Source organism: Nonomuraea cypriaca (genome assembly GCF_015645445.1).
GTDB lineage: Bacteria > Actinomycetota > Actinomycetes > Streptosporangiales > Streptosporangiaceae > Nonomuraea > Nonomuraea cypriaca.
In genome coordinates, this window is record NZ_JADOGI010000031.1 from 37393 (window position 1) to 58315 (window position 20923).

Below are 20923 nucleotides of genomic sequence, written 5' to 3' on the forward strand. Positions count from 1 at the left end.
CGGCACGGATCCCGGGCGCATGGCATCACCTGCTCAAGCCGGAGCGGGCCCCCGGCTCCTCCCTCAGAGTAGCCAGTCGCACATACATCCGAGGTCTTGGGGGGTGTCAAGGGTTGTTTCGCGGGAGTTCCGGTGATATTTCGTAGGTTCCGACGCCTTATGATCGGAGCACTGCCGTGAAGCCGCACCCCTCGATCAGATCAAGCCTCGCCGCCTTGTTAGCTTTATCCCTCGTGACCGGCCTACCGGCGTCCCCAGCAGCCGCGCAACCGGCCGGCACACCCGACGACCTGACGCTCTGGTACGACAAGCCGGCGACGGACTGGGAGACGCAGGCGCTGCCCATCGGGAACGGCGCGCTCGGCGCGATGGTGTTCGGCGGCACGTCGAGCGAGCAGATCCAGTTCAACGAGAAGACGCTGTGGACGGGCGGGCCGGGGTCGCGGCAGGGCTACGACTTCGGCAACTGGACCTCGCCGCGCCCCGGCGCCCTGGACGGGATACGGCAACAACTCGACCGCGAAGGGAAGATGGCCCCTGAGCCGGTCGCGGACGAGCTGGGACAGCCGAAGTCCGGCTTCGGGGCATACCAGACCTTCGGCGACCTGTGGCTGGACATGCCGGACACCGGCGCGGCGAGCGGATACCGGCGGGAGCTGAGCCTGCGCGAGGCCGTGGCGCGGGTCGGGTACACCTCCGGCGGGGTGCGCTACGCGCGCGAGTACTTCGCCAGCCACCCGGGGAACGTGATCGTCGGGCGGCTCTCGGCCGACCAGGCGGGCAAGGTGTCGTTCACCCTGCGCACCTCATCGCCGCGCGACGACCAGCAGGTCAGCGTCGGCGGCGGGCGGCTGACGATTCGCGGGAGACTCGCGGACAACGGGATGACGTTCGAGGCCCAGGTGCAGGTGATCACGCGCGGCGGCAGCCGGACGGACGGGGCCGGGCGGATCACGGTCACCGGGGCGGACAGCGCGATGTTCGTGATGTCGGCGGGCACCGACTACGCCGGGGCTTACCCCACGTACCGGGGGGCCGATCCGCACGCCGCCGTCACCGCCGCCGTGGACAAGGCGGCGGCGCGGGACTACGACACGCTCAGGCGGGCGCACCAGGACGACCACAGGAAGCTGTTCGACCGGGTGAAGCTGGACATCGGGCAGCGGACGCCGGCGATTCCGACGGATCGGCTGCGGGCGGCGTACACGGGGGGCGGGTCGCCCGATGACCGGGCGCTGGAGGCGCTGTTCTTCGCGTACGGGCGCTACCTCCTGATCGCCTCCTCGCGGGACGGCTCGTTGCCCGCGAACCTGCAGGGGGTCTGGAACAACTCCACCAGCCCGCCCTGGTCCGCCGACTACCACGTCAACATCAACCTGCAGATGAACTACTGGCTCGCCGACCAGACGAACCTGGCAGAGACGACCCGCCCGTACGACGACTACGTCACGGCCATGGTGGCGCCGGGCGAGCAGACGGCGCGGGAGATGTTCGGGGCGGACGGGTGGCTCGTGCACAACGAGACGAACCCGTTCGGCTTCACCGGCGTGCACGACTGGGCGACCGCGTTCTGGTTCCCCGAGGCGGCGGCCTGGCTGACCCAGCAGATGTACGACCACTACCGGTTCAGCGGCGACACCGGCTACCTGCGGAAGACCGCGTACCCGGTGATGAAGGGCGCCGCGGAGTTCTGGCTGGACACCCTGCACACCGACCCTCGGGACGGGAAACTGGTCGTCTCGCCCAGTTACTCGCCCGAGCAGGGCGACTTCTCGGCCGGCGCGTCGATGTCGCAGCAGATCGTCTGGGACCTGTTCACGAACGTGGCCGAGGCGGCGGACGTGCTGGACGTCGACGCCGGCTTCCGCGCCCGCGTACGCGAGGCCCTGGCCAAGCTGGATCCCGGCTTGCGGATCGGCTCCTGGGGACAGCTCCAGGAGTGGAAGTCCGACTGGGACGACCCCGCGAACACGCACCGCCACGCCTCCCACCTGTTCGGGCTGCACCCCGGGCGGCAGATCGTCGCGGGGAGCCCCGAGGGCGAGGCGGCCAAGGTGTCGCTGACCGCGCGCGGGGACGGCGGGACCGGGTGGAGCAAGGCCTGGAAGATCAACTTCTGGGCTCGGCTGCTGGACGGCGACCACGCGCACAAGATGCTGAGCGAGCAGCTCAAGTTCTCGACTCTGGAGAACCTCTGGGACACGCATCCCCCGTTCCAGATCGACGGCAACTTCGGGGCCTCCGCCGGGATCACGGAGATGCTGGTGCAGAGCCAGCACGACGAGATCCACGTGCTGCCGGCCCTCCCGTCGGCCTGGCCCACGGGGTCGATGACAGGGCTGCGCGCCCGGGGCGACGTGACGGTGGACGTCTCCTGGCGCGACGGCGCCGCCGAGAAGGTGACGCTGCACGCCGGGCGCACCGGCCCGATCAAGGTGCGGGCCGCGGCGATCGCCGGGCGGTATCGCGTGTACGACGAGCAGGGGCACGAGGTCGGCCCGCACCGCTCCGGGGACACGTTGAGCTGGAACGCCAGAGGCGGGAAGTCGTACACGATCGTCAACGAGGTCGCGGTGTCGGTCGAGGCGCCCGAGAGCGTGGGCGCTGGGTCGTCGTTCGAAGTCGAGGTGACGGTCGCGGCTCGGGCGAAGCGGGCGGTGCCGGCGGGCACGCTCACGCTCGGTCTGCCCGAGGGCTGGACCGGGGCGCCGGCCTCGGTACGGGTACCCGCCGTGACGGCCGGGCGGACGCGTACCGAGAGGTTCACCGTGACCGCGAGACCGGCGGACGGGAGCCGTACGGCGCGGGTGACGGCGGTGCTGGCGGCGGACTCGTGGCGCTCGGCGGGTTCGGCCACCCTGGGCCTCTCGCCGTGCGCCACGCCGCCTCCTGACAAGGCGCTGGTCGCCTGGGATCCGACGTCGGGGGCCTCGGTCACCGACTCCTCGGGGAACGGCAGGCACGCCTCCGTCGTCGGCACGCCGGTGTACGACGGCGGCGCGCCCACGGGCAGCGGGCTGGTGCTGGACGGGACGACGTACCTGTCGACGGCGGGCACGACGCTCGGGTTCCTGCCCGAGGCCACGTTCGCGGCCGAGGTGAAGATCGGCGGGAGCGGGTACCGGCGGCTGTTCGACTTCCAGCCCTCCGGGGACCCGGGCACGGACGGGGTCCTCATGGACGTCACGCCGGACCACCGGCTGCGGTTCATCGGCGCGGGACTGAACGTCACCACGGACGCGACGCTCCCCACCGGCCGCTACGTCAACCTGGTGGTCACCCTGGCCCGGACCGGGGCTGTCACCGTGTACGTGGACGGCGCCCGCGCCGGCGGCGGCACGGTCTCCGCCGACGGCATCGTGGGCTGCGCCACCCGTCCGCTCCGCTTCGCCGCCGACCAAGGCGGCGGGCAGCGGCTGACCGGCGCCGTGGATCGGATGGCCGTCTGGTCCCGCGCCCTGTCCCAGTCCGAGGCCGCCTCCTGGCAGACCCTGGCCTTCTGATCCCGTGTCCTGACAGGCCTCGGCCGCTCTGAGCGCGCCTCTGGACTGGCCCCAGCCGCTCTGAGCGCGCCTCCTGGACAGGCCCTTGGCCCTCCTGGACAGGCCCTGGCCTCCTGAGGGGCACCTCCCTGGCAGGCCCTGGCCCTTCTGAGGGCGCCTCCTGGCAGGCCTTGGTCCTCCTTCTGGGCCGCCTCCCGAGGGCGCCCCTGCGCGACCGCTGTGGCGCCGCCCCGTGGTGCCACAGCGTTGCCTGAACGGGCAGGTCAGGCTACGCTTCGGCGCTGTAACGAAGCTCTTACACGTGACGGGAAATCATGACGGCATCAGGGCCGACCGGCGACGATCTGGTGGAGATGCTGGCGGCACTGGCCAACCCGCTGCGGCTGCGCATCGTCGCGACGCTGGCCGGGGGCCGCGACTACGTGAGCCACCTGGCCCGCGAGATCGGCGTGAGCCGCCCGCTGCTGCACATGCACCTGCGGCGGCTCGAAGCCGCCGGCCTGATCGCCGGCACCCTCGAACTGTCCGAGGACGGCAAGGCCATGAGGTACTACGAAGTCACCGACTTCAGCCTGCACCTGAACGCGTCGGCCCTGGTCGAGGCGGCCAGGACCCTCTCCGTGCCGGATCCCGACCCCAAGGAGCCCTCGTGATGACCCCTGCCCTGACCCCGGCCGGGACGACGACCTGGCCGGAGGCGATCGTCCTCATCGCGGTGCTGGTGGTGGCCGCGTTCCTGATCTCGCTGTTCGTGGTGGGCGTCTTCGACGCCCGCAAGACGAGGATCACCGCCGCCCAGGAGGAGGACCTGCGCCGGCTCGTGCAACGCTTCGAGCAACTCGCGGAGACCACCCTGGACGCGCAGCAGCGGTGGCCGCCGACCTGGCCGAGCTGCGCTCGCGTACGGCGGCCATCGAGCAGATCTTAAGAACGGTCGAATGAGGTTGACGCGCTCAGTCGTCGTCGACGGACGGCGGTTCGGCGTAACGGGCCAGGTAGAGCTGCTCGCCGAGGCTGCGGATCAGCGACAGCTCGGTCTCCAGGTAGTCGATGTGCTCTTCCTCGTCCTCCAGGATCTCCTCGAAGATGCGGGCCGAGGTGATGTCCCCCTTCTCGCGCATGAGTGCGATGCCGGGGCGCAGGCGCTGCAGGACCGACATTTCCACCTCCAGGTCAGCCTTGAGCTGCTCTGGGACGGTCTGGCCGATGTGCAGCGTGCCGAGGCGCTGGTAGTTGGGCAGACCTTCGAGGAAGAGGATGCGATCGGTCAGGCGCTCGGCGTGGCGCATCTCGTCGATCGACTCGTCGCGGGTGTGTTCGGCGAGCTTGGTGTATCCCCAGTTCTCCTGCATCTTCGCGTGCAGGAAGTACTGGTTGATGGCGGTGAGCTCGGCGGTCAGCTGCTCGTTGAGCAACTCGATGATCTGCTTGTCGCCCTGCATAGAACGGGCTCCTCGTGCTGTGCGGCTAGGCGGTCGTGAGTTCCTCCGACCTTTTCAGGATCGCACAGATTTTTCGTACACATCGGGCACAGTCACCACCAGCACCGGTGGTGTCCCGAATCTGCTTCGCGCTCGTTGCCCCAGAGGCGATGCAGTCGTGCACCTCGTTCTCTGTTACGGCACGACAAATGCACACGTACATCCAGGGACATACCTCTCGCGAAGGGGGAAGGCGCCGTGGGGGGACGCCATTAGGTAAGGCACACCTAAGATAGGGCATTGTGGTTAGGCTTGCCTACGTTGGCTGGGTCACACTCCCGTACCTTCGCGTGTGAAGAGCAGATCAGTGGCCCCTGGCGAGCCACTCCTCCAGGTGCGGCGCCTCCGCGCCGATCGAGGTCGAGTCGCCGTGGCCGGTGTGCACGACGGTTTCCGCGGGCAGCGTCAGCAGGCGTTTCCTGATCGACTCGATGATCGTGTCGAAGGAGGAGTAGGAGCGGCCGGTCGCCCCTGGGCCGCCCTGGAACAGGGTGTCGCCGCTGAACAGGACGCCGAGCTCGGGGCCGTACACGCAGACGGCGCCAGGGGCGTGGCCGGGCGTGTGCAGGATCTCCAGCGCGATCCCGCCGACCGCGATCCGCTCGCCGTCCTCCAGCGGCACGTACGGCACCTCGTCGCCGTATTCCTGCTCCCAGAGCACCTGGTCGGCGGGGTGCAGCCGGATCGTCGCCCCGGTCATCGCGGCGAGCGGGCGGGCCGCGTTGATGTGGTCGTTGTGCGCATGGGTGCAGACGATGGCCTTGACCGCGCGCCCGCCCACCCGCTCGGCGATGGCCGCCGCGTCGTGGGCGGCGTCGATGACGACCACCTCGCGGGCGTCGCCGACCACCCAGACGTTGTTGTCGACCTCCCACGTCCCGCCGTCCAGCGAGAACGTGCCCGAGGTGATGACCCGGTCGATCATCAGAGGACCACCACCGAGCGCAGCACCTCACCGCGGTGCATCTTGGCGAACGCCTCCTCGACCTGGTCGAGCGCGATCGTCTCGGACATGAACTTGTCCAGCGGCAGCCGGTTCTGCAGGAACAGGTCGATCAGCATGGGGAAGTCGCGGCTCGGCAGGCAGTCGCCGTACCAGGAGGACTTGAGCGACCCGCCGCGCCCGAACACGTCCAGCAGCGGCAGCTCCAGCGTCATCTCCGGCGTCGGCACGCCCACCAGGACCACCGTCCCGGCCAGGTCGCGGGCGTAGAACGCCTGCTTGTACGTCTCAGGCCGCCCCACCGCCTCGATGACCACGTCGGCGCCGAACCCGCCGGTCAGGTCGCGGATGGCCTCGACCGGGTCGTTCTCGCGGGAGTTGACGGTGTGGGTGGCGCCGAATTCGCGCGCCCAGGCGAGCTTGCGGTCGTCCACGTCGACCGCGATGATCTTCGCGGCGCCGGCCAGCGACGAGCCGAGGACGGCCGCGTCGCCGACGCCGCCGCAGCCGATGACGGCCACGCTGTCGCCCCGCGTCACGCCGCCGGTGTTGACGGCCGCGCCGATGCCCGCCATGACGCCGCACCCGAGCAGGCCCGCGACCTCGGCGGGGGCCTCGGCCGAGACCTTGGTGCACTGCCCGGCGGCCACCAGCGTCTTGCCCAGGAACGCGCCGATGCCGAGGGCGGGCGACAGCTCGGTGCCGTCCGCGAGGGTCATCTTCTGTTTGGCGTTGTGGGTGGCGAAGCAGTACCACGGGCGGCCGCGCAGGCAGGCGCGGCACTGGCCGCACACGGCGCGCCAGTTGAGGATCACGAAGTCGCCGGGCTCCAGCCCTGTGACCCCGTCGCCGACCGCCTCGACGACGCCCGCCGCCTCGTGACCGAGCAGGAACGGGTAGTCGTCGCTGATCCCGCCCTCCCGATAGTGCAGGTCGGTGTGGCAGACCCCGCACGCCTGCACGGTGACGACCGCCTCACCCGGTCCAGGGTCGGGGACGACGACGGTCTCGAGCGAAACTTCCTGGCCCTTGCCTCGGGCGACGACGCCCTGCACTTCGTACGGCATGCCAGCCATCTTGTGCCAGGAGGATGATCTTCCGCAAGACATCGGGCGGCACCACGCCAGGGGTTCCGGATCAGCGGCCGTCGAGCTCGCCGTCGGAGGCGTCCTCCACGAGCCTGAACAGCTCGGTGCGGACATCCTGGATCCTTGGGATGTCGCGCAGCACGATCTCGCCCCGGTCGCCGGCGGACTCGACGGTCAGCGTGCCGCAGCCAAGCATGCGCTCGGCGAACGTCTGGTCGGAGCTGACCGTGTTGACCTTGGTGATCGGGATCTCGTCGGTCGACTTGTTGAGCACTCCTGTGCTGATCGTGAAGCGGTGGGTGGTGAGCACGTAGGCGGTGTTCTTCCACCGCAGGTAGGGCACAAACGACCAGATCGTCAGCAGGATGAGACCTACGACGACGACGGCGATCCTGGCGTACAGGGCGTAATCCCAGTCGCCGGGGATGAAGAACAGCGCCGCGCCCGAGGCGGCGGCGATGAGGACCAGCGCGATGAACGGCAGGACGAGCCGCTTCCAGTGCGGGTGGAAGGACCGGATACGCCGCTCACCCTGCGTCAGATGATGGTCGGGAATCGTCATGGCCCGTATCGTGCCACCATCGCCGCCCGGCGGCTACGCGGACGACACCACCGGCACGTCCTACTCCGCCGCCCGGACGTGGACCACGTCGCCGGCGCTGAGGGTGTAGCGCTCCCCCGCGGACTCCACCTGGAGGTGTCCGGCGCCGTCGACGCCGGTCGCGAGGCCGGTCAGCGCCCGCCCGCCGGGCAGCTCCACCCTGACCCGGCGGCCGACCGTGGCGCAGCCCGCCAGGTACGCCGGGCGCAGCCCGGCCGCCTCCGCGTCGCCCCCCGCCGCCGTCCAGTCGCGGTAGTGGCCCTCGACCTCCCTGAGCACGGCCCGCAGCAGCGGATCCCGGTCGACGCACGCCGCCTGCTCGATGACGAGCGACGTGGCGGTCTCGACCGGCAGCTCATCCGGCCGGAGCGACACGTTCAGCCCCATGCCGATGACGACCGCGTCGTCCGTCCGCTCGGCCAGCACCCCGGCCAGCTTGCGCTCGCCGATCAGCAGGTCGTTGGGCCACTTCAGGCGTACGTCGACCTCGCACAGGCGGCGTACGGCGGAGGCGGCGGCGACGGCGTACAGGAGGGGCAGCCAGCCCTGGTCGGCGACCGGGACCTCGGGCCTGAGCAGGATCGAGAACGTCAGGCCCGCGCGGGGCGGCACCGACCAGCCGCGGCCGAGCCGGCCGCGCCCGGCGACCTGCGCCTCCGCCACCAGCACCGTCCCCTCCTGCGCTCCTTCGCGGGCGGACTCGGCCAGGTCGGCGTTGGTCGAGCCCGTGCTCTCGACGACGGTGACGCCCGTCCACAGGGAGCCGGGGCGCACCAGGGCCCGGTTGAGCGCCGCCGCGGAGAGCGGAGGGCGTTCGAGATCGGAGTAGCGGGAGTCTGACATGCGCCCATCTTGCCTGATGAGCGGTCTTCAGGGTTTCGGTCGGGGTGAAAATAGGGATATGAGCAAGCTGCTGGATCCGCGCAACTGGGCCTCGTGGCGGCCCTTCGGCCTGGGGTTGCGTAAGCCGAACAACTACCTGGAGCTGTGGAAGGCGTTCAGGTCCGTCAAGGGCAACAGGCGTTACGCCTGGCGGATACTCAACCAGGGCACCTGCGACGGGTGCGCGCTCGGCACGCAGGGCATGCGCGACTGGACGATGGACGAGATCCATCTGTGCAACATCAGGCTGCGACTACTCCCGCTGAACACCATGCCCGCCATGGACGTCTCCGTCCTGCGGGACGTGTCGGGGCTCGCGGGCCGGCGCAGCGCCGAGTTGCGCGAGCTGGGGCGGCTGCCCTATCCGATGGTGCGGCGGGCGGGCGAGCCCGGCTTCACCCGCGTGAGCTGGGACGAGGCGCTGCGCCTCGCCGCTGACGGGCTGCGCGGGGCGCGTTTCGGCGCCTACCTGACCAGCCGCGGTATGCCCAACGAGAACTACTACGCGGCCCAGAAGGCGGTGCGCGCGCTCGGCACGAACAACATCGACAACGCCGCCAGGATCTGCCACTCCCCGTCGACCGTCGCGCTGAAGGAGACCATCGGCGCGGCCGCCACGACCTGCTCGTACGCCGACTGGATCGGCTCCGATCTGATCGTGTTCGTCGGCTCCAACCCGTCCAACAACCAGCCGGTCGCGATGAAGTACCTCTACCACGCCAAGAAGGAGGGGACCCGCATCGCGATGGTCAACGCCTACCGCGAGCCCGGCATGGAGCGCTACTGGGTGCCGTCGAACGCCGAGTCCGCCCTGTTCGGCACGAAGATCACGGATGAGTTCTTCGGCGTCAACGTGGGCGGCGACATCGGTTTCCTCAACGGCGTGCTCAAGCACCTGATGGAGAACGACTGGGTGGACAAGGAGTTCGCCGACCTGCACACCAGCGGCTTCGAGGACGTGCGCCGCGCCGTGTCGAGCCAGTCGTGGGAGTCGCTGGAGGCCCTGTCGGGCGCGTCGCGCGAGGACATGTTCCGGCTGGCCAGGCTGCTGGGCGAGGCGAAGTCGGCGGTGTTCGTGTGGTCGATGGGCATCACGCAGCACAGCTACGGGGAGGACAACGTCAGGGCCATCGTCAACCTGGCGCTGGCCAGGGGGTTCGTGGGCCGCGACCGGTGCGGGCTCATGCCGATCCGGGGGCACAGCGGGGTGCAGGGCGGGGCGGAGATGGGCGCGTACGCGACCGGGCTGCCGGGCGGGCTGCCGATCAACCCCACCAACGCCGCGAAATTTACCGAAAAATGGGGATTCGAGGTCGCGGACACGCCGGGCCTCACCGCGACCGACATGATCGACGCCGCCCACCGCGGCGAGTTGGACGCGCTGGTCTCCTCCGGCGGCAACTTCCTCGAGGTGCTGCCCGACCCGGACTACAGCCGCGAGGCGCTGTCGCGGCTGCCGCTCCGAGTGCACATCGACATCGTGCTGTCGTCGCAGATGCTCGTCCCCGGGGCGGGTGACGTGCTGCTGCTGCCCGCGCAGACCCGCTACGAGATGGCCGGAGGGGTGACCGAGACCTCCACCGAACGCCGGATCATCTTCTCGCCCGAGGTCGAAGGGCCGCGGATCGGCGAGGCGTGGCCGGAGTGGAAGATCTTCACGGAACTGGCCGCCCACACACGTCCCGAAATTTCGTCACATGTACGCTTCACCGGCACGCCGCAGATCCGCGCCGAGATCGAGCGCGCGGTCCCCTTCTACCAGGGCATCGCGGGCCTGACGAAGTTCGGCGACAACGTCCAGTACGGCGGGCGCCACCTGTTCGACGGAGGCCGTTTCCAGACGGCCGACGGGCTGGCCGTCTTCTCCGTCGTCGAGCCGCCCGCGCTGGAGCGGCCTGACGGCTCGTTCATGGTGGCGACCAGGCGCGGCAAGCAGTTCAACAGCATGGTGCACGAGCGGCTCGACGGCTTCAACGGCGCACCGCGCGAGGCGGTGCTGATGAGCGCGTACGACGCCGACCGCCTCGGCCTGCCCGACGGCGCCCGCGTGGAGCTCCGCTCGGGCGAGCGCACCTATCGGGGCAAGGTGCTGCGGGCCCCGCTGATGCCGGGCAACCTGCAGATCCACTGGCCGGAGGGCAACATCCTGCTGGACGAGGCCCGCCGCTCCCCCGAGGCCAGGATCCCCGACTACAACGCGCTGGTCACGGTCCGGCCGCTGTGAGCGACCTCGCGGAGGCCGTCTGATGTGGCGTCAGCCGGTGTTCTGCAGGCCGGCCGCCACCCCGTTGACCGACAGCAGCAGGAGGGTGGACAGGCGCTCGCGCTCCTGGTCCGACGGGGTGCCCGTGCGCAGGGCGCGCAGGGCGCGGAGCTGGAGGTGGGACAGGGCGTCCACGTACGGGTCGCGGAGCTGGACGGCGCGCGACAGCACCTTGCGGTTCTCCAGCAGCCGCGTGTGGCCCGTGACACGGAGCACCAGGTCGCGGGTCCTGTCGTACTCCTCGAGGACCTGGTGGGTGAAGTCCTCCCTGCCGCCGAGTGCCAGGTAGCGCTTGGCGATCGAGCGGTCGGTCTTGGCCAGCGACATCTCCGCGTTGTCCAGCATCGCGTTGAACAGCGGCCACTCGGCGTAGGCCGCGCGCAGCTCGTCGAGGGAGCCGACCGAGGCCAGACCGGTGCCGAGGCCGTACCAGCCGGGGAGGTTGACGCGGGTCTGCGCCCACGCGAACACCCACGGGATGGCCCGCAGGTCGTCGAGGGAGCGGGGCGCGCCGAGACCGCGGCGCGCCGGGCGGGAGCCCAGGCGGAGCGTGCCGATCTCCTCCAGCGGACTGACCAGGCCGAACCACTCGGGGAAGCCCGGCGCCTCGGTCAGCGCGCGGTACGCCTGCTCCGAAGCCGTGGCCACCCGCTCGGCCAGGCCGCGGAAGCGGTCGGCCGCGGCGGCGGTGCTGGCGCCGACCGCGGGCGAGGAGGCCAGCAGCACGGCGTTCGTGACCTGCTCCAGGTGGCGGCGGGCGATCGCGATGTGGCCGTAGCGGGCGAAGATGACCTCGCCCTGCTCGGTGACCTTGAACCGGCCAGCGACCGAACCTGGCGCCTGGGCCAGGACCGCGCGGTTGGCCGGGCCGCCGCCGCGCCCGAGCGCGCCGCCGCGGCCGTGGAACATGCGCAGCTTCACGTCGTGCTCGGCGGCCCACACGGTCAGCGCCTCCTGGGCCTCGTAGAGGCGGAGGGTGGCGGCGGCCGGACCCAGCTCCTTGGCCGAGTCGGAGTAGCCGAGCATGATCTCCATGCGCCGGCCGGTGTCCGCCAGGCGCTGCCGGACCTGCGGGAGGTCGAGCATGCCGGTCAGCACGAGCGGCGAGTTGGCCAGGTCCTGACCCGACTCGAACAGCGGCACCACGTCGAGCACCGGGGCACGGTCGCCGAGCGCGTACCCGGCCAGCTCGTAGACGGCCGCGATGTCCTCGGCGGAGCGGGTGAAGGAGACCACGTAGCGGGAGCAGGCCGTGACGCCGAACCGCTCCTGGATCCAGCCGATCACCCGGATCGTGGCCAGCACCTCCTCGGTGCGCTCCGACAACTCGCCGCCGGTCCGCAACTCCGCGAGCGCCGCCGCGTGCACCTGGGAGTGCTGGCGCACCTCCAGTTCGGCCAGGTGGAAGCCGAACGTCTCGACCTGCCAGATGAGGTGCTGCAACTCGCCGTACGCCTGCCGCGGGGCGCTCGCGGCCAGCGACCCCTGCACCAGCCGGAGGTCGCCGAGCAGCTCGGCGGACGAGCGGTAGGCGAGGTCGAGGTCGCGGCGGCGGGTGGCGGCGATCCGCGCGGTCACGAACAGCAGCCACTGCCGGTGCGGCTCGCGCGGCGAGCGGGTGGCCAGCTCGGAGACGACCTCGGGATGCGCGTCGACGGCCGTGGCCAGCGCCGTCCGCAACTCGGGCGAGCAGGGGGCGAACTGGGCGGAGGCGGTCAGTGTGCGGCCGATGCGCGAGCAGGCGGTCTCGAGGGCCGTCAGCACGTGCTCGGACTGGATCTGGATGGTGTCGCGGGTGACCCTGGCGGTGACGTTGGGGTTGCCGTCGCGGTCGCCGCCGATCCAGCTGCCGTACCTGATGAAGGGTCTGGCCTGGGGCGGGCGGGTGCCGGTGCGCTCGTCGAGGGCGGCGTCCAGCGAGCGGTAGACCTGGGGCACCATCCGGAACAGCGTCTCGTCGAAGGCCGCCATGGCGGTGCGTACCTCGTCGAGCGGGTCGAGCTTGGTGGAGCGGAGCTGGGCGGTGCGCCACAGCAGGTCGATCTCCTCCAGCATGCGGCGCTTGTTCTCCGCGCGCTCGGACGCGCCGCGGCCGGGCGAGTTGTACTCCGTGAGCTGGCCGCTGACTCGCTGGATGGCGGTGACGACGGCGCGCCTGCGGGCCTCGGTGGGGTGCGCGGTGAGCACCGGATGCAGCTCCAGGCCCTCCAGCAGCTCGGTCACCCGCTCATGGCCCAGCTCGTGTACGGCCTGCGCCAGCGACTCCCGCTGCACCTTGCCCTCCGCGTCGCGCTCGCGCAGCGTGCGGATGCGGTAGTGCTCCTCGGCCAGGTTGGCCAGATGGAAGTAACACGTGAACGCGCGGGCGATCTGCACCAGCCGCTCGATCTCCCATCCGGCGACCATGGCGGTGATCTCGTCGGCCGAGATCTCGCCTCTGCGCGCGGCGATGACGGCCTTGCGCAGCCGTTCGACGTCGGCCAGCAGGTCCTCGCCACCCTGCTCGGCCAGCACCTGGCCGAGCAGGTTACCGAGCAGGCGCACGTCGTGGCGCAACTCGTCCGGCATCTCGGTCACGGCGGCACTACGGCGTTCGAACCCCTGGTCAATCATGTTTCGAAGGGTATCGAGTCGTTCGAAAAACCCGTAGACCGGTCTCGCCAATTGGACTAGACCACTTCCGGGGGTTTGCGAGGGAGCGCCGTCGTCTCTCCACGGAGTGGAGGCCATAGTTACGTGGGCTTTGAGACCGCTGCCAGTAGTTCTGGCATCCGGGCGTGGCCGATCTTGGCGGCCAGGCGTCTGCTGAGGACCTCGGCCAGCAGGCCGTAGAACGGCGCCAGCACGCACACCCAGTAGAGGCCGAACAGGAGCGGAATCGCCAGAGGCAGGGCGAGGAGCAGGAAGCCCAGCATCGCGCCCATGGACGCGGCGAACGCCTGGCCGCCCTGGCCGGGTGCGGCGCCGCTGAAGGCGTTCATCCGCTCCGGCACCGTGTACGGCACCACGACGCTGGTCACCGAGCCGATGCCGAGCCCGATGCCGAGCGCGCCCCAACCGGCCAGGACCGCCCACACGATGGTCTCCGGATGGCCGGTGAACAGCCCGGTGCCGACACCGATCACGGCGAGCAGCGGGACCGCGATCAGGGCGCTGGCCAGATGGCGCCCCGCGAGGTCGGTGCCGAGGCCGCGCTCGGAGCCGAACGCCACGGCGTTCATCCACAGCGAGCGGCCGTCGATGCCGAACGCGTTCCCCGACTGCAGCGCGATCATCATGGCGCCGATGGCGGTGAGCACGATCGGGATCCCCGCGCCTGGGCCGCCCTCGGAGTCGCCGCCCAGTGAGAACGACAACAGGAGCGTCACCACGATGGCGCTGAACCAGCCCACGCGGAACCTCGGCTCGCGCCTGATGTACTTCAGCTCCTTCGTGACCACCGCAGCCAGCGGCCCGTCCGGCAGGAACCGGTCGAGCAGCCCGCTCTCCCTGCGTACGGACGCCGCCTGCGTGGACACGTCTGGCGTGACCAGCGCCCGGCTCAGCGCCTTGATCCACAGCCAGGCCAGCACCACCACGGCCAGCGCCACGACGACGAGTTCGGCCAGCCCGACGAGCCCGCCGTCCGCCATCGCGTGCGCCGCCATGCCGGGCGGCGTCCATCGGAACACGGCCGCCATCTGGTGCAGGATCGCGATCGGGTCGCTGAGACCGCGGTTCATCAGCAGGTTGGGCAGCTGCGCGAGCACCACCACGAGCAGCGCGGCCACGGCCAGCACGTCGCGGCCCCGCCTGGTGCGCAGCGCGCTCGACAACGACGTGGTGATCAGCCGCGACGCGACCACGCACAGCGCGAACTGCAGCAGCACGGCAGGAACGCCGAGCAGGAGGCCGCCGGGGCTCGACGGGAGCGCCACCAGCGCGCCCGCCATGACGATCAGCATCGCGACGGGCCAGACGCCGGTCACGGACGCGGTGAACATGCCCACCGCCAGCTCGCGCGTACGCAGCGGGAACAGCGACAGCTTCGCCGGATCGAGCGTGTCGTCCAGGCCGAACGCGAGCAGCGGCACGATCATCCAGCTCAGCAGGAAGAACCCGAACGAGATGGTCACGACGGAGGCCGCGATGTCGGCGGGCGCCAGCCGCAGCAGGCTCATCAGGAAGAAGCCGAGCGCGGCCAGGCCGACCGCGATGACCAGGGTGAAGACGAAGCCGATCTTGCGCTGGAGGTCGCCGCGCAGGTTGCCGCCGAGCAGGCGGATCTTGAGTTGCGCGAAGAGCAGGACCGTGCTCACCGGCGTTCCCCCGGCTTGGAACCCAGCCAGGTCAGGCCCGCCTCACCGTCGTCGCGCGAGCCGCCGACCAGCTCCAGGAACACCTGGTTGAGGCTGCGGTCGCCGCGCACCCGGTCCAGCGGGCCCTGCGCCACGATGTGGCCGGCGCTCATCACCGACACCCAGTCGCACAGCCGCTCGACCAGGTCCATCACGTGGCTGGAGAAGATCACGGTGGAGCCCGAGGCGGTGTAGCGCCGCAGCACGTCGGTGAGCGTGTTGGCGCTCACCGGGTCGACGCCCTCGAACGGCTCGTCTAAGAACAGCACCGAGGGGTTGTGCAGCAGCGCCGCCGCCAGGCCGATCTTCTTGCGCATGCCGGTGGAGTAGTCGACGACGAGCTTGTCGGCCGCGCCGGTCAGGTCCATCACGGCCAGCAGCTCGCCCGCCCGCTGCTCGACGTCGGCCTTGGGGAGGCCACGCAGGCGGCCGTTGTAGAGCAGCAGCTCGCGGCCCGACAGCCGCTCGAACAGCCGCAGCCCCTCCGGCAGCACCCCGATGCGGGCCTTGACCTCGACGGGGTCGCGCCAGACGTGGAACCCGTCGACCTCGGCCGAGCCGCCGTCGGGGCGGAGCAGGCCGGTGATCATGCTCAGCGTCGTCGTCTTACCCGCGCCGTTGGGCCCGACCAGCCCCGCGAAACTGCCCGCGGGAACCACCAGATCCACCCCGGCCACCGCGATCTGCGCACCATATCGCTTGAACAGGCCCTGGGTACGAACGGCATCCGTCATAGGACCACTGTAGGAGGAAGGACTAATCTTGCGCGCGTGGAGTGAACCCGACGCAGTGAGCGGAGTGGAGACGTGAGGAACGAACGGCTCCGCGGAGCGAATGAGGAGCGGTGAGCGACCAATGAGCACGGCAGGCGCTGCCCCGATACCAGAAGAGCCGGATATTCACACCACGGCCGGGAAAATCGCCGATCTTGAGCGGCGGCTCGGCGAGGCCGCCCACGCGGGGTCGGCGGCGGCCGTGGAGAAGCAGCACGCCAAGGGCAAGATGACGGCCAGGGAAAGGGTCCTGGCGCTGCTGGACGAGGGCTCGTTCGTGGAGTTCGACGAGTTCGCCAGGCACCGCTCCTCGATGTTCGGACTGGAGGCGCGCCGGCCGTACGGTGACGGCGTCATCACCGGCCACGGCACCGTGGACGGGCGGCAGGTGTGCGTGTTCTCGCAGGACGTGACCGTGTTCGGCGGCTCACTCGGCGAGGTGTACGGCGAGAAGATCGTCAAGGTGCTCGACCTGGCCATCAAGATCGGCTGCCCGATCATCGGCATCAACGAGGGCGGCGGCGCGCGCATCCAGGAGGGCGTGGTCGCGCTCGGCCTCTACGCCGAGATCTTCAAGCGCAACGTGCACGCGTCCGGCGTGATCCCGCAGATCTCGCTCATCATGGGCGCCGCGGCCGGCGGTCACGTCTACTCCCCCGCGCTGACCGACTTCGTGGTGATGGTGGATCAGACGTCGCAGATGTTCATCACGGGGCCCGACGTGATCAGGACGGTGACGGGCGAGGAGGTCACGTTCGAGGAGCTCGGCGGGGCCCGTACGCACAACACCAGGTCAGGCGTGGCCCACTACCAGGCCGCCGACGAGGACGACGCCCTGGAGTACGTCAAGACGCTGCTGTCGTACCTGCCGTCGAACAACCTCGACGAGGCGCCGATCTTCGACTCCGCCGCCGCTCTGGAGCCCGACCCCGAGCTCGACGAGGTGATCCCGGACTCGTCGAACCAGCCGTACGACATGCACCGGGTGGTCGAGCACGTGCTCGACGACGGGGAGTTCCTGGAGGTCCACGCCCTGTTCGCGCCGAACATCGTGGTCGGGTACGGCCGCGTCGACGGCCAGTCGGTCGGGATCGTGGCCAACCAGCCCATGCATTTCGCCGGATGCCTGGATATCAACGCCTCCGAGAAGGCCGCGAGATTTATTCGAACTTGTGATGCTTTTAATATTCCTATCCTGACTTTTGTAGACGTGCCAGGATTCCTGCCCGGGACTGATCAGGAATGGAACGGAATCATCCGCCGCGGCGCCAAGCTCCTCTACGCCTACGCCGAGGCCACCGTGCCCTTGATCACCGTCATCACCCGCAAGGCGTACGGCGGCGCGTACGACGTCATGGGGTCGAAGCACCTCGGCGCGGACGTGAACCTGGCCTGGCCCACGGCACAGATCGCGGTCATGGGCGCGCAGGGCGCGGTCAACATCCTCTACCGGCGCGAGCTGGCCGCCTCAGGCGACCCGGACTCCGAGCGCGCGCGGCTCGTCACCGAGTACGAGGACACGCTGGCCAACCCTTATATCGCGGCCGAGCGCGGCTACGTGGACGCCGTAATACGGCCGGCCGAAACCCGCCCCCAAGTCGTCAGAGCGCTGCGCGCCCTCAGGAACAAGCGCGAGACGCTGCCACCCAAGAAGCATGGGAACATCCCGCTATGACGCCCAACCTGCGCATTGTCCGTGGGGATGCCACGCCCGAGGAGATCGCGGCGTTGGTCGCCGTACTCGCCGCCCGACACGCCGGACCGGAGTCTCCTCCGGCGCCCACTAGAGAGCCCAGAAGACAAACGTGGCGAAACCCAGCTAGAGGTATGCGTAAGCCTGTCGTCCCAGGGAAGTCGGCATGGCGGATGAGCGTACTACCCTAGATAGATCCTGGGAATCGGGTGTCAAGTTCCCCGGGAGTTGGGACTATCTAGAGAAAGTAGGCGTATATAGTCGGCCGATCAACTAACACCGCGGCCTGGAGGACGACATGGCCATCCCAGACCTCATGCCGCATCCTGTGGCAGCCAAGTACGCCGTCCTAGTGGATGTCGGTTATCTCTACGCGGCGGCGGGTGAAGTGCTGCTGGGTGCGAAGGAGCGCAAGGAATATCGGGTGGCCGCAGATGAGCTCATCCAGAGCCTTCAGAAACATGCAGAGGAACGTATTTCTGGCGAACTTCTGCGGATCTATTGGTATGACGCAGCCCGTGACCGCGTGCCCACCGTCGACCAGCGGGTCATCGCCCAGCTTCCGTGGGTCAAGGTGCGACTTGGCAACCTGAACGCCCGTGGCCAGCAGAAGGGTGTGGACGCGCAGATCCGGAGTGATCTGGAGGCGCTGGCGAGGCATCACGCGGTCACTGACACGATCCTGCTTGCGGGCGACGAGGACATGGTCCCCGCGGTCGAGGCGGCGCAGGCCTACGGCGTGCGCATCCACCTGTGGGGCGTCGAACCGCCTTACGGCACCAACCAGGCCGAGCGCCTGGTCTGGGAGTCCGACACCGTCGAAGTGATCACCGCTGATTTCCTGAGGCCCTTTTTCAGCCGTGCTCCCCAACCCGTTCCCGTCACTCCGCCGGCCGCCGCCCCCTCGCCCGCCCAGGTCTTCGCCGGGCGCGCTCCCGTCAAGCCGCATGCCAAGCCCGGCCAGGTCGCCAAGCTCGGGCCGAGCCGGCCGCGCGTGGAGGACGTCGGCGAGCACGTGGCGCAGAAGTGGATCCTCACCCGTGGCCGCGACAACATCCGCGACCTGCTGCCAGGGCCGATCCTGCCGACCGTGATCGACACCGAGTTGCTGATCGAGGCCGAGAAGGAGCTCGGGCACTCGTTGCGGCCCTACCCGGAGGCGCGGGTGTGGCTGCGCGACGGGTTCTGGGCCCGGGTCTACCGGGAGTTCGACCTCGGAGTGGGGGTCTCGTCGAAGTAGCGGTGCCACGCGCTTCCCACGCACCCGTGACGATGTCCGATTTCCGCCAGTCGGCACACTTGGGAAGCGCATACGCTCGTTGACATGCCGCCACTCGAGCTCGACTTCGACTCCTGCTACCGGGCGCTTTCCGCCAGGGACGCCCGGTTCGACGGGCGCTTCTACACCGCGGTGACGACGACGCGCATCTACTGCCGTCCGATCTGCCCGGCGCGCACACCCTCGTTCCGCAACGTGCGCTTCTACCGGCACGCGGCGTCGGCCGAGGCCGCCGGGTTCCGCCCGTGCAAGCGCTGCCGTCCCGAGCTCTCCCCCGGCGACCCGGGCTGGGACCTGCGCGGCGACCTCATCGGCCGCGCGCTGCGGCTGATCGACGACGGGGCGGCCGACGAGCACGGCGTCGCCGGGCTGGCCAGGCGGCTGCACATCACCGAGCGCCACCTGCACCGGCTGTTCGCGGCCGAGCTGGGCGTCGGGCCGCTGGCGGTGGCGCGCACGAAGCGGCTGCTGCTGGCCAAGCAGTTGCTGACGGAGACGGGGCTGCCGGTGACGGACGTGGCGTTCGCGGCGGGGTTCGGGAGCGTCCGGCAGTTCAACGCGACGATGCGGGAGACGTACGGGTTCACGCCCAGCGAGCTGCGGGCCACGGCGGGGTTCGCCCAGATCACCGCGGCCAGCCGGGCCACCCCGCCCACCGGGGCCACCGACGCGGCGGAGTGCCTGACGGTCGCCGACGCGGGGGCACGCCTGACGGTCGCCGGCGCGGCGGGGCCGGCGACGTTGCGGTTGCGGCTGCACCGGCGGGAGCCGTACGACGTGGAGGGGGTCTTCGCGTTCCTGGCCTCCCGTGCCATTCCCGGGCTGGAGGTGGCCGACGAGACGTCGTACGCGCGGGCGGTGCCGGGCGGGACGATCACGCTCACGCCGTACCGCGACCACATCGCCCTGGACGTCTCGGTGTCCGACACCCGGCAGCTCGCCCGCGTCGTGGCCCGCTGCCGCCGCCTTCTGGACCTCGACGCCGACCCGGACGCCATCGCCGAGATCCTCGGTGAGACCTCGCTGGGGCCCTTGGTGTCGGCCCGTCCGGGGTTGCGGGTGCCTGGCACGTTCGACGGCTTCGAACTGGCCGTCCGCGCGGTCGTGGGCCAGCAGATCTCGGTGGCGGGCGCGCGTACCCTCCTGGGCCGCATCGTGGCCAGGGCCGCCGCGCCGGAGAGCCTCTTCCCCACGCCAGGACACCTCCTGGAGACCGACCTCACCGGCCTGGGCCTGACCAACCGCCGTATCGGCACGCTGAAGGACCTGGCCGCGCGCCTGGCCGACGGCCGCATCGACCTGGACGGCGGCCAGGATCCGGCGGAGGCGGTGGCGGGGCTGCTCGAGGTGCCCGGCATCGGACCGTGGACGGCCGGCTACATCGCGCTGCGCGCGCTGCGCGACCCCGACGCCTGGCCCGCGGGCGACCTCGTGCTCAGGAAGCGCATGGCCGCCCTGGGCATTCCCGACGACCACATCGAGCGGTGGCGCCCGTGGCGGGCGTACGCCGCCCTGCACCTCTGGAGCTGCTCATGATCACGGCTCAGCTCGTACCGACTCCGGTGGGGCCGCTGTCCCTGCTGTCCCGCGAGGGCGTGCTGGTTGCGGCCGGCTTCACGGCCGAGCCCAAGGAGATGTTCGTACGCCTCACGCCCGTCCTGCAGTCCGAGGGCCTGGAGGTCGTCGCCGACGCCGGGCCGGCGACGGACGCCGTACGCGCCTACCTGGACGGCGACCTGGACGCCCTGGACGCCGTCCCTGTCTCGCAGCCCGGCACGCCCACCCGTCAGCGGCTCCACGAGGCGTTGCGGGAGGTCAGGGCGGGGACGACGGTGTCGTACGCCGAGCTGGCCGTACGCGCGGGACTGCCGCGGACGGCCGCACGGGCGGCGGGCTCGGCCTGCGCCCAGAACCTCATCGCGCCCTTCGTGCCGTGCCACCGGGTGTTGCCCAGCGGCGGGGGATACGGCGGCTACTACTACGGCGTACCGGTCAAGGAGTGGCTCATCGCCCACGAATCCCGGCGACCGTAGGCGCGCCCGCCCACATCCCGGCGGCCGAGGCGGGCGCGGGAGCACCG

At 70.4% G+C, this 20923-nt stretch carries 18 protein-coding genes; 9 read left to right on the forward strand and 9 right to left on the reverse strand.

Annotated elements, in window-relative coordinates:
• Positions 1-233 precede the first annotated feature (233 nt).
• The 3 genes from ITP53_RS13195 to ITP53_RS13205 all read left to right on the forward strand — a co-directional run bounded on the left by ITP53_RS13195 (position 234) and on the right by ITP53_RS13205 (position 4431).
• Positions 234-3503 (forward strand): glycosyl hydrolase family 95 catalytic domain-containing protein, encoded by a 3270-nt coding sequence (locus ITP53_RS13195; protein ID WP_328814393.1) that lies wholly within the window; start codon positions 234-236, stop codon positions 3501-3503.
• Between the two features lie 314 nt (positions 3504-3817).
• Positions 3818-4156, forward strand: a complete 339-nt coding sequence (locus ITP53_RS13200; protein ID WP_195895653.1) for an ArsR/SmtB family transcription factor — start codon at positions 3818-3820, stop codon at positions 4154-4156.
• On the forward strand, positions 4156-4431 hold the full coding sequence (locus ITP53_RS13205; RefSeq protein WP_207755918.1) for a hypothetical protein: 276 nt from the start codon (positions 4156-4158) through the stop codon (positions 4429-4431). Before ITP53_RS13200 ends, ITP53_RS13205 begins: the two co-directional genes overlap by 1 nt.
• Before the next feature lie 25 nt (positions 4432-4456).
• On the opposite strand, the gene bfr is transcribed toward ITP53_RS13205, so the two are convergent.
• The 6 genes from bfr to ITP53_RS13235 all read right to left on the reverse strand — a co-directional run bounded on the left by bfr (position 4457) and on the right by ITP53_RS13235 (position 8459).
• Positions 4457-4945: a bacterioferritin gene (gene bfr / locus ITP53_RS13210; protein ID WP_195895654.1), complete on the reverse strand. Its 489-nt coding sequence runs from the start codon at positions 4943-4945 to the stop codon at positions 4457-4459.
• 25 nt (positions 4946-4970) lie between these two features.
• On the reverse strand, positions 4971-5225 hold the full coding sequence (locus tag ITP53_RS13215; RefSeq protein ID WP_328814394.1) for a (2Fe-2S)-binding protein: 255 nt from the start codon (positions 5223-5225) through the stop codon (positions 4971-4973).
• 63 nt (positions 5226-5288) lie between these two features.
• Positions 5289-5909, reverse strand: a complete 621-nt coding sequence (locus ITP53_RS13220) for an MBL fold metallo-hydrolase (protein ID WP_195895655.1) — start codon at positions 5907-5909, stop codon at positions 5289-5291.
• Complete coding sequence (locus ITP53_RS13225) at positions 5909-6994, reverse strand: S-(hydroxymethyl)mycothiol dehydrogenase (RefSeq protein ID WP_195895656.1); 1086 nt, start codon at positions 6992-6994, stop codon at positions 5909-5911. Before ITP53_RS13225 ends, ITP53_RS13220 begins: the two co-directional genes overlap by 1 nt.
• Positions 6995-7064: 70 nt before the next feature.
• Positions 7065-7577, reverse strand: coding sequence for a PH domain-containing protein (locus ITP53_RS13230; protein ID WP_195895657.1), 513 nt, complete (start codon positions 7575-7577; stop codon positions 7065-7067).
• Positions 7578-7637: 60 nt separating this feature from the next.
• Positions 7638-8459 carry a biotin--[acetyl-CoA-carboxylase] ligase gene (locus ITP53_RS13235; protein ID WP_195895658.1) on the reverse strand — a complete coding sequence of 274 codons (822 nt, stop codon included), beginning with the start codon at positions 8457-8459 and terminating at the stop codon, positions 7638-7640.
• 58 nt (positions 8460-8517) lie between these two features.
• Here ITP53_RS13235 and ITP53_RS13240 point away from each other — a divergent pair, with 58 nt between their 5' ends.
• Positions 8518-10722 carry an FdhF/YdeP family oxidoreductase gene (locus tag ITP53_RS13240; RefSeq protein ID WP_195895659.1) on the forward strand — a complete coding sequence of 735 codons (2205 nt, stop codon included), beginning with the start codon at positions 8518-8520 and terminating at the stop codon, positions 10720-10722.
• Positions 10723-10752: 30 nt separating this feature from the next.
• On the opposite strand, the gene ITP53_RS13245 is transcribed toward ITP53_RS13240, so the two are convergent.
• The 3 genes from ITP53_RS13245 to ITP53_RS13255 all read right to left on the reverse strand — a co-directional run bounded on the left by ITP53_RS13245 (position 10753) and on the right by ITP53_RS13255 (position 15832).
• Complete coding sequence (locus tag ITP53_RS13245; RefSeq protein WP_195895660.1) at positions 10753-13374, reverse strand: phosphoenolpyruvate carboxylase; 2622 nt, start codon at positions 13372-13374, stop codon at positions 10753-10755.
• A gap of 119 nt (positions 13375-13493) precedes the next feature.
• On the reverse strand, positions 13494-15059 hold the full coding sequence (locus ITP53_RS13250; RefSeq protein WP_195895661.1) for a hypothetical protein: 1566 nt from the start codon (positions 15057-15059) through the stop codon (positions 13494-13496).
• Positions 15056-15832 (reverse strand): ABC transporter ATP-binding protein, encoded by a 777-nt coding sequence (locus ITP53_RS13255; protein WP_195895662.1) that lies wholly within the window; start codon positions 15830-15832, stop codon positions 15056-15058. Before ITP53_RS13255 ends, ITP53_RS13250 begins: the two co-directional genes overlap by 4 nt.
• 121 nt (positions 15833-15953) lie before the next feature.
• On the opposite strand from ITP53_RS13255, the gene ITP53_RS13260 reads away from it, so the two are divergent.
• The 5 genes from ITP53_RS13260 (at position 15954) to ITP53_RS13280 (ending at position 20876) form a co-directional block, all read left to right on the forward strand.
• Positions 15954-17546 (forward strand): acyl-CoA carboxylase subunit beta, encoded by a 1593-nt coding sequence (locus ITP53_RS13260; protein WP_195895663.1) that lies wholly within the window; start codon positions 15954-15956, stop codon positions 17544-17546.
• The gene (locus ITP53_RS13265; protein WP_195895664.1) at positions 17543-17755 is read left to right on the forward strand and encodes an acyl-CoA carboxylase subunit epsilon; all 213 of its coding nucleotides are present in this window, start codon (positions 17543-17545) and stop codon (positions 17753-17755) included. The genes ITP53_RS13260 and ITP53_RS13265 overlap by 4 nt, the downstream gene beginning before the upstream one ends.
• Before the next feature lie 107 nt (positions 17756-17862).
• Positions 17863-18804, forward strand: coding sequence for an NYN domain-containing protein (locus ITP53_RS13270; RefSeq protein ID WP_043620860.1), 942 nt, complete (start codon positions 17863-17865; stop codon positions 18802-18804).
• An 84-nt stretch (positions 18805-18888) separates the two neighbouring features.
• The gene (locus ITP53_RS13275) at positions 18889-20379 is read left to right on the forward strand and encodes a DNA-3-methyladenine glycosylase 2 family protein (protein WP_195895665.1); all 1491 of its coding nucleotides are present in this window, start codon (positions 18889-18891) and stop codon (positions 20377-20379) included.
• Positions 20376-20876, forward strand: coding sequence for a methylated-DNA--[protein]-cysteine S-methyltransferase (locus tag ITP53_RS13280; RefSeq protein ID WP_195895666.1), 501 nt, complete (start codon positions 20376-20378; stop codon positions 20874-20876). The genes ITP53_RS13275 and ITP53_RS13280 overlap by 4 nt, the downstream gene beginning before the upstream one ends.
• Positions 20877-20923: the final 47 nt, after the last annotated feature.